Here is a 6,379-nt window from a genome sequence, read left to right on the forward strand (position 1 = left end):
TCTCTCTCAGGCGGCTTCGCCGGCCGGTCCGCCCCGCCGGGCCATGATTCCGCGGCCCGGATCGTAGGCGATCACGGCAAGCGTGAAGAACAGGAGGCCGGTCCCGATCACGACGGCGCAGCTGAGCGGCTCGAACTTCCCGTAAAGGGCGAAGCGGACCAGCTCGACGGCGTGGGTGAACGGGTTGGCCTGGCAGATCCAGTAGAGCGTGTCGCTCGATTCCCGGATGCGCCAGAGCGGATATAGGGCGGAAGAGGCAAAGAACATCGGGAAGATCACGAAGTTCATGACGCTGGCAAAGTTCTCCAGCTGCCGCACCAGCGAGGACAGGAACAGGCCGATGGCCCCCAGCATCATGCCCGCCGCCAGGAAGGCCGGCAGCGCCGCGAGATATCCCACGGTCGGAATGTCGGTCTCCCAGAACCACGCCACGGCGAGGAACGCATAGGCCTGGACGATCGAGACGCTGACGCCCGCGACGAGCTTGGCGAGCAGCAGGGTCCAGCGCGGATAGGGCGAGGTGAGCAGCACCTTCATCGATCCGACCTCGCGGTCGTAGACCATCGACAGGGACGACTGCATGCCGTTGAAGAGTTGGATCATCACGGCGAGCCCCGGCACCACGTAGACCTCGTAGAGCACGTAGGTCTCGTAAGGCGGCGTGATCGAGACGCCGAGGGTGTTGCGGAAGCCCGCGGCGAAGATGAACAGCCAGACCAGCGGACGCACCAGCGCCGAGAAGAACCGCTCCTTCTGATTGAAGAAGCGCAGCAGCTCGCGCCGAACGATGCCGCCCAGCGCGATCAGATAGCCGATCGTATCGAGGCGGCCGGCATGGGGCGCCGGCTTGGCCGCCGCCGCGGCAGAGGGCGCGGCGGGGCGCGCGGGAGCGTTCATGCGGCGACCTTTCCGGACGGCTTGCCCGGCTCGGAGACGAGGCGGCGGAAGGCGGCCTCCAGGGTTTCGCCCGGCGCGCCGATCTCCCCGGCCTTCCCGCGCGCGACGATGCGCCCGCGATGCAGGACGACCGCGTCGTCGTCGGACGAGATCTCCTCGAAGATGTGGGTCGCCCAGAGCACCGACAGGCTTTCCTCGCGCACCAGGGCGCGGACGATGCCGACGATGTCGGCCCGCGATTCGAGGTCGAGGCCGACGGTCGGCTCGTCGAGCAGCAGCAGGCGCGGCGCGTGGATCAGCGAGCGGGCGATCTCGATGCGGCGGGACTGGCCGCCCGACAGGGTGCGGATCTTGTCGTCGCGCCGCTCGGACAGGCCGACGCGGGCGAGCAGCACCTCGATGCGGGCCCGCGCCGCCTTGCGGCCGATGCCGTGCAGGCTGGCGTGGTAGTGGAGGTTCTGCGCGACGGTGAGGTCGGTGTCGAGGGTGCGGGCCTGGAACACCACGCCGAGGCCGGCCAGCGCCCGGGACGGCTCCCGGTCGAGGGGATGGCCGAGGATCGAGACCCGGCCTTCCTGGTTGTTGTAGAGACGCGTGATCACCGAGAACAAGGTCGTCTTGCCCGCGCCGTTCGGCCCGAGCAGCGCCGTGAACCGGCCCCGCTCGACGGTGATCGACACGTCGGAGAGCGCGGCGCGCTGGCCGAAGCGGTGGCTGACACCCGCGATCTCCAGGGCGCCGCTCATCGCGGCAGGGCCCGCTTGGCGTCCGCCAGGGCGTCGAGGCACTCGTCGAACTCGCCCTCGCCCTGCTCGCGCTCGGCGACCCGCAGGGCCTTCTTCAGCTTCGGCGGCATCGCGTAGGGAGCAATCTTGGCCGTTTCGGCCTTGATCGCCGCGATGCCGTCGGCGCAAGCCGCTTTGTCGTCGGCCAGGGCAGGTGCCGCGAACAGACAGGCCGCCGCGACAAGGGCCGCGCGAACCTTCCGTCCTCCGGCGTCCGCCCGTCCCTGCATGGAGGGGAGAGCCGAGGCGATGCGTGGTGCCCGATGCGTCATGTCATTTCACCGAAATCTTGCCGGCCAGGCCCTTTTCCTCCAGGCCCTGCACGTACCATCGGTACTCGCCGGGCTTGATGGCGACGAACTCGATGGCGATCTCGCCCGGATCGTCGAATTCGAGGTGATCGGGCGGGCCGCCGCCGTGGATCTCCTTGTGCTCGATCACGATCTGGTTGAGCCAGATGTAGCGGAAGAACTCCGGCGCGTAGAATTTGTATTCCTGCCGGCCCTTGGCGACGATGCGCAACCGGTAGGCCTTGCCGGCCTCCATCTCGATGTCGCGGTTCTCGACGACGAAGTCGTTGCCTTCCTCGTTGCCGAGCACGAGGTCGGGCAGGTTCTGGCGCTTCTTGGTGAGGTCGAGGGCGCCCGCCGGGGCGACCGCGAGCATCAGGGCTGCGGCCGCGAGGCCGAGGCGCGGGGTCCATGCCATGGGGTTTCCTCCTCCGCCGCCGTTCCCCGGCGGTCGCGCGTTTGACAAGACTACTTCTTCGAGATCGTCACGCCCCAGGGCAGCAGGCCCACGGGGATGCTCTTGACCACCTTCAGCGCCTCGACATCGATCACCGAGACGTCGTTCGACGTGCCGTTGGTCGTCCAAAGCTGCTTCTCGTCGGGCGTGAAGGCGAGCTGCCAGACCCGCTGGCCGACCGGCAGATACTTCTGCACCTCGTAGGTCTTGGCATCGATCACCGCGACGCGGTTGGCGGGGCCGAGCGCCACGAATGCCTTGGCCCCGTCCTTGGTCAGGCGCACGCCGACCGGCTGGATCTGCTCGTCGGTGACGCCGGGGATCTTGAAGCTGATCTTGCGGATGACCTTGCGGGTGCCGGTGTCGATGATCGAGACGGTGCCGCCGACCTCCGCCGAAACCCAGAGCAGCTTGCCGTCGGTCGAGAACTCGGCGAAGCGCGGCCGGGCATCGACCAGCACGTTGTCGATCACCTCGAAGGTCTTGGTGTCGATGAAGTGGGCCATGTTGGTGGTCTCGGAGGTGTTCACCAGGATCTTGCCGTCCGGCGACAGCCCCATCCCCTCCGGCTCGACCCCGACCGGTACCTCGGCCAGGACCTTGTTCTTCTCGATGTCGATGATGGTGACTTGGCTGTCGTCCTCGTTGGCGACGTAGAGCGGGTTGCCGCTCTGATCGAGGATGAACTGCTCCGGATCGGGCCCGGAGCGGAGGGAGCGGACCACCTTGCCGGTGGCGGTGTCGAGCACGTCGATGCGGTCGTCGTCGCTCGCGCAGACGAACAGCTCCTTGTCGTCCTTGGAGAGGGTCACGCCGCGGGGCCGGCGCCCGACCTTCCAGGTCCCGGTCACCGCGAGCGTCGTGGTGTCGATCACCGACACGGTGTTGGCCTTCTCGTTGGTCACGTAGGCCGTGAAGGCCTCGGCCCCGCCGGCCGTGCCGAGCCAGACCAGCAGCGCCGCGCCCAACCCCGCTCTCACGCGAGCGACCATCGGCATCCTCCCTGTCCTCGTTCCGGCGCTTGACCACGCCTTCGTTCGTCTCGTGTCGACGCGACATGGCCATCTAGGGCACGCCGCACCAACGGAAAATCACGGTTCGGGGCGGCCGGGGCCCGGTGGTGGATTGCCGCATCGGCCCGGCGCGGAGAGGGGCGTGCGGCCCCTCACCGCAGCTTGCACGCCGTCTCCGGCTCGTCGGTCCCCAGGGTGTCGAGGGGCGTGCGCTGGTGGATGAAGCCCTGCTCCGGCGCCACCGAGACCATGGCCTTGGGCTGCACCACGATGACCGGCTGGCGCAGCTGGCGGTCCCAGGGACGGTAGGTGAGGGCGACGCCCTTGTAGGCCGGCAGGGAGAATTCGGGCGTCGTCAGATAGGGCCGGATCACGCCGATCTCGGCGCTCTTCTTCTGGGTGGCCGCCTCGCCGATCGTTCGGATCGCCGCCCAGGCCTGATAATCGAGGGGGCGCATCAGCCGGCCGGTCTGGCGGCGGAACCGGTTCTGCGCCTGAGCCGCACCCCAGGTCTCCAGCGTCGGATGCCAGGTCGTGGCGATCAGCCCCTGGGTGCCGGCCACGGGCCGGGGATCGACGGTGCGGAACGGGACGTAGTCGCCCCAGTCGCCCTCCTCGTCGGCCACGATGGCCATGTCGTAATCGAGGCCCCGGGTGAAGACCATCGCCTCGGCCCGGGTCGGCGTGTCGCCGCGCGCCTTGGCCAGCGGCCCGAAGGTCCAGGGTTTCTCCGCGGTGATCTTGAGACCGAACTTCTTGGCGGAGTTCCTCAGTGCGTCCGCGTAAGCCTTGTCGCGTTCGCTCGGGCCGACGATCAGAAAGATCTTCCGCCAGCGCATGAGGGTCATGTACTGCGCCAGCGCATCCGTCTGCATGGCGCGGCTCGGGATCGTGTGGAACACGTTGGCGCGGCAATCGGCGCCGCGCAGGCGATCGTCGGGCGCCCCGGCATTGAGGATCACGACATCTTCGCCCTTGAGGGCGTCGGCCACCGCCAGAACCTCCTCGGCCGGCAGGGTCAGGGCGAAGTAGTGCACGCCCTTGGCGGCCAGGGCCTTGGCCGCCGCGACCGGATCCTGGCCCGGCTCGAGGGCGACCTCGTCGAGGGCATAGGTCTGCTTGGTGAAGCGGCCGGTGGTGTTGTTGTCCTTCACCGCCATCCGGGCACCCGCCACCCCGAGATCCTCGGGCTCGGCCTCCGCGTCGTAGGACGAGGGCGCGGGCACCGGCCGGTAGAGCATCGCAATAGGGGTGTCGCCGGACCCGGCCTGGGCCGGCTGTGTCATCGGCGAGCCGGGCGGCGGTTCGCCGGTCGCCGCCTTGGGCTCCTGGGCGAGGGCGGCCGGAGATCCCGCCAGGGCGGCGAGGGCGATGAGGAACGGGAGGGAGACGCGCATGCGGGCAGCAGGCTAGCAACATCCGGCGGCCCACCTCAACGACGGAAACATAAGATTTTTCTAAGACATGGCCTCCCTGAAGGTGGCCTCGGGCCTGCGGGAACGTGCACCCGGGGCGTTGCCAAATGCTCCGGCAGCCCGAGTTAGACGGGCCCGGCGCCCGCGCCGCGCCGACCCGTCGAGGCTTTGCATGAGTCCGCGCTTTCTCCCGGCCGCCCGCCGCTCGGTCCTGGCGGCGCTGACCCTGCTGCCGACCCTTGGCGGGCCAGCTCTCGCCGAGGACGCCCGCAAGGCCGCGATCTTCCCCGCGGAGATGAACGACCCCAGCCTCGCCTACGGCCGCAAGCCCTTGCCGGCCGACCAGAAACGCCTCGCCATCGTCACCGATGGGCTGAAGGCGCAGCTCGCCGAGAGGGCCGGGATCGAGAGCGTCGACCTCGGCCCCCAGGCCGAGGAGATCCGCAAGGAGAGCCCGCTCTACAAGTGCAACGGCTGCGCCGTGCCGATCGCCAAGGCGCTCGGGGCAGAACTCGCCGTGACGGCCTTCGCCGACAAGGGCGCCAACCAGCTGTTCAGCCTCGTCGTCACCATCAGCGAGGCCGAGACCGGGAAGGTCGTGCGCCAGGGCCAGGCGGTGATCCGGGCCAACACCGACGACGACTGGTCGCACGCCGTGCGCTGGATCGTGAAGAACCGGCTGCTGGCCGAGCCCCTGCCCGGGCGCTCCTGACGGGCGGGACTTGCGCAGGCGCCCCGTCCGAGCGTTTAAGCATCCCCGTGTCCCAAGTTTCTCCGCCCGTCTCTCCCCCGGTCGTCCTGCTGCCCGCGCGCCCGCGCGTCCGACTGCTCGTCAGCGTCCGCGACGCCGCCGAAGCGCGCTGGGCGCTGCGGGCCGGCGCCGACCTGATCGACGCCAAGGACCCGGAGCGCGGAGCGCTCGGCGCCCTGGCGCCGGACACGGTGCGGGCCATCGTGGCGACGGTGGCCGGACAGGCCGTGACCAGCGCGGTGGCCGGCGACGGCACGGGCGCCGATCTCCCGCAGGCCGTCGCCGCGATGGCGGCGGTCGGGCCCGACTGGATCAAGGTGGCGGTCGGCCCGGCGCCGGACGACGCCGCCCTCGCCGAGGCCGCCGCCGCGGCGCCCGGCCGGCTGATCGGCGTCCTCTTCGCCGAGGATGGTTCGAGCGGCGGCGATCTCCCGGCGCGCCTCGCCACGGCGGGCTTTTCCGGCGCCATGATCGACACAAGGGGGAAGCAGGGCGTCGGCCTGCGCGCATGTCTCGCCCTTCCGCTTCTGTCGGCCTTCGTGGCGGCCTGCCGCAGCCACGGGCTGATGAGCGGTCTCGCGGGCTCCCTGCACCGCGCCGACATTCCCACCCTCGCCCCGCTCCAGCCGGATTATCTCGGCTTCCGCGGCGGCCTGTGCCACGGCGGCGACCGTCGGCAGCCCCTGGACGAAGCCCGCATCGCCGGGGCCGTCGCGGCCCTGCGGGCGCAGGCGCGGGCGGATGCCGCGTGAGGCCGCGCGAGCCCCATGC

General features: G+C 70.0%; 8 protein-coding genes. 2 read left to right on the forward strand and 6 right to left on the reverse strand.

The genetic code is table 11. The features are described 5' to 3' along the window. Positions 1 to 6: 6 nt before the first annotated feature. From LW587_RS19280 to LW587_RS19305, 6 genes are all read right to left on the reverse strand, one after another. Positions 7 to 897 carry an ABC transporter permease gene (locus LW587_RS19280; RefSeq protein ID WP_232631211.1) on the reverse strand — a complete coding sequence of 297 codons (891 nt, stop codon included), beginning with the start codon at positions 895 to 897 and terminating at the stop codon, positions 7 to 9. After that, positions 894 to 1,643 (reverse strand): ABC transporter ATP-binding protein, encoded by a 750-nt coding sequence (locus tag LW587_RS19285; protein WP_232631212.1) that lies wholly within the window; start codon positions 1,641 to 1,643, stop codon positions 894 to 896. Before LW587_RS19285 ends, LW587_RS19280 begins: the two co-directional genes overlap by 4 nt. Beyond that, positions 1,640 to 1,912, reverse strand: coding sequence for a hypothetical protein (locus LW587_RS19290; RefSeq protein WP_232631220.1), 273 nt, complete (start codon positions 1,910 to 1,912; stop codon positions 1,640 to 1,642). Before LW587_RS19290 ends, LW587_RS19285 begins: the two co-directional genes overlap by 4 nt. 43 nt (positions 1,913 to 1,955) lie before the next feature. Further along, positions 1,956 to 2,390 (reverse strand): hypothetical protein, encoded by a 435-nt coding sequence (locus tag LW587_RS19295; protein ID WP_232631213.1) that lies wholly within the window; start codon positions 2,388 to 2,390, stop codon positions 1,956 to 1,958. Positions 2,391 to 2,440: 50 nt separating this feature from the next. Beyond that, positions 2,441 to 3,421 (reverse strand): YVTN family beta-propeller repeat protein, encoded by a 981-nt coding sequence (locus LW587_RS19300; protein WP_232631214.1) that lies wholly within the window; start codon positions 3,419 to 3,421, stop codon positions 2,441 to 2,443. Between the two features lie 173 nt (positions 3,422 to 3,594). Continuing rightward, entirely contained in the window at positions 3,595 to 4,839 is a 1,245-nt protein-coding gene (locus tag LW587_RS19305; RefSeq protein ID WP_232631215.1) for an ABC transporter substrate-binding protein, read from the reverse strand. A gap of 190 nt (positions 4,840 to 5,029) precedes the next feature. On the opposite strand from LW587_RS19305, the gene LW587_RS19310 reads away from it, so the two are divergent. Next, positions 5,030 to 5,569: a DUF3280 domain-containing protein gene (locus LW587_RS19310; RefSeq protein ID WP_232631216.1), complete on the forward strand. Its 540-nt coding sequence runs from the start codon at positions 5,030 to 5,032 to the stop codon at positions 5,567 to 5,569. Positions 5,570 to 5,616: 47 nt separating this feature from the next. Further along, entirely contained in the window at positions 5,617 to 6,360 is a 744-nt protein-coding gene (locus LW587_RS19315; RefSeq protein WP_232631217.1) for a (5-formylfuran-3-yl)methyl phosphate synthase, read from the forward strand. The last annotated feature ends 19 nt before the right edge of the window (positions 6,361 to 6,379 follow it).

Origin of the sequence: Methylobacterium sp. Leaf118 (assembly GCF_920984675.1) — a bacterium.
Taxonomy (GTDB): Bacteria; Pseudomonadota; Alphaproteobacteria; order Rhizobiales; family Beijerinckiaceae; genus Methylobacterium.